This is a genomic window from Dietzia maris, from assembly GCF_014144855.1.
In the GTDB taxonomy this organism is placed as follows: domain Bacteria; phylum Actinomycetota; class Actinomycetes; order Mycobacteriales; family Mycobacteriaceae; genus Dietzia; species Dietzia kunjamensis.
In genome coordinates, this window is record NZ_JAALDN010000138.1 from 1 (window position 1) to 2,114 (window position 2,114).

The 2,114-nt window shown below is 72.2% G+C and carries 1 protein-coding gene and 1 pseudogene; one reads left to right on the forward strand and one right to left on the reverse strand.

Going from position 1 to position 2,114, the window contains the following annotated elements:
• A partial coding sequence (locus G6024_RS05280; RefSeq protein ID WP_159148232.1) for a phosphoenolpyruvate carboxylase occupies window positions 1–1,775 on the forward strand: 1,775 nt, incomplete at its 5' end.
• A 15-nt stretch (window positions 1,776–1,790) separates the two neighbouring features.
• Here G6024_RS05280 and G6024_RS05285 read toward each other — a convergent pair.
• Window positions 1,791–2,114: pseudogene (locus G6024_RS05285) on the reverse strand (MFS transporter); the annotation flags it as partial.

The following is a 2,114-nucleotide window of genomic DNA, read 5'->3' on the forward strand; positions in this document are numbered from 1 at the left end:
TGGTTCGCCGTCGGCTCGCCGCGCGGGTGAGGTCCTCGTCGTCGTCACCCGGATCGTCGCCGGACGCTATCGGTCACGACGACGACGAGGCCTACACCTCCCCGGCGGAGATGCTGACCGATCTGGATGTCATCGACGCCGCGCTCGGGGCCTGCGGTGGCGAGCTGGCGCGGTCGCCGCGTCTGCGGGACCTGCGGTGGGCGGTACGGACGTTCGGGTTCCACCTGCAGGCACTCGACATGCGGCAGAACTCGGAGTCGCACGAGGAGGTGCTCACCGAGCTGTTCGCCCTGGCCGGGGTGAGCGAGGACTACTCGGCGCTGGACGAGGACGCCCGTGTGGAGCTGCTGCTGCGCGAACTCTCGCACGACCGGCCGCTGCTCGGGCCGCGCGCGGAGCTGTCAGAGCTGGCGGCCAAGGAACTCGGGGTGATGCGGGCGGCCGCCGCGGCCGTGGACCTGCTCGGCCCGGAGGTGGTGCCGCACTACATCGTGTCCATGTGCGGGACGGTCTCCGACCTGCTCGAGCCGGCGGTGTTGCTGCGCGAGGTTGGATTGTTCTCCGGTGACCCGGCGGAGCCCCGCTCGAGCGTTCGGCTGATCCCGCTGCTGGAGACGATCGACGACCTGGCGGCGGGGCCGGACATCCTCGACACGGCGCTCGCGATCCCGCAGTTCCGGGCGCTGGTCCGGGCGCAGGGCGACGTGCTGGAGGTGATGCTCGGCTACTCGGACTCCAACAAGGACGGCGGGTACCTGGCCGCCAACTGGGCGCTCTACCAGGCCGAACGCGATCTCGCCGAGGCCGCGACGCGGGCGGGCGTGCACCTGCGCTACTTCCACGGCCGTGGCGGCGCCGTCGGCCGGGGCGGCGGCAACTCCTACGAGGCGATCCTCGCGCAGCCACCGGGCGCGGTGCAGGGCGCGCTGCGGATCACCGAGCAGGGCGAGGTCATCTCGGCCAAGTACTCCGAGCCGCGGCGGGCGCGCCGCAACCTCGAGGCGCTCGTGGCGGCGACGCTCGAGGCCTCGCTGCTCGACGTCGAGGGTCTGGGCGACCGGGCCGGGGAGGCGTACGGGGTGATGGCCGAGCTCGCGCGGCTTGGGCGGGCGGCGTACGCGTCCCTGGTGCACGACGACCCGGGGTTCATCGAGTACTTCACCACCTCCACCCCGGTCGCCGAGATCGGGGAACTCAACATCGGGTCCAGGCCGTCCTCCCGCAAGCAGACGTCGAGCGTCGAGGATCTGCGGGCGATCCCGTGGGTGCTGTCGTGGTCGCAGTCGCGGGTGATGCTGCCCGGCTGGTTCGGCGTGGGCACCGCACTGCGGCAGTGGGTCGACGCCGAGGGCGAGGCGGCGGCCGGGGAGAGACTGGCCACGCTCCGGCGGCTGAACGACGACTGGCCGTTCCTGCGTACGACCCTGTCCAACATGGCGCAGGTGATGGCCAAGGCGGACATGGGGCTGGCCGGTCGCTACGCCGAACTCGTCCCGGACGCCAAGGTGGGTCGGCGGATCCACGGGGTGCTCACCGACGAGTTCGACCTGACCCGCGAGATGCTGCTGGAGATCACGGGGCAGGAAACGCTGTTGGACGACAACCCGGCGCTGGCCCGCTCGGTGCGCAACCGCTTCCCCTACCTCGAACCGCTCAACGTGCTGCAGGTCGAGTTGCTGCGCCGCTATCGCGCCGGGGACTCCGACCCGGCGGTGCGAACCGGCATCCAGCTGACCATGAACGGCCTGGCCACGGCCCTGCGCAACTCGGGGTGATCCTCGACGTGCCGGCTAGCGTAGCTGTCGCTGGGTGAGCGGGATGAGCAGCGCGCACACCACCGCCAGCCCGGCGATCCACGGGACCGGACCGCCGGCGCGCGAGAGCTCGGCGAGCACGTACGGCGTGGCCATCCCGAGGTAGGCCAGGACGTAGAACACGGCCACGAGCCCGGCGTGGTCCCGCGGTCCGGACTGCAGCTCGACCTCGACCAGCCCCGCCACCAGCAGCGTGGCGTATCCCACGCCGAGCAGGACCGCGACGGGCAGCAGCCACAGGGCGCGGCCGGGGAGTGCGGGCGAGGCGGCCAGCAGCGCTCCGGCGGCCATCCCGAGCGA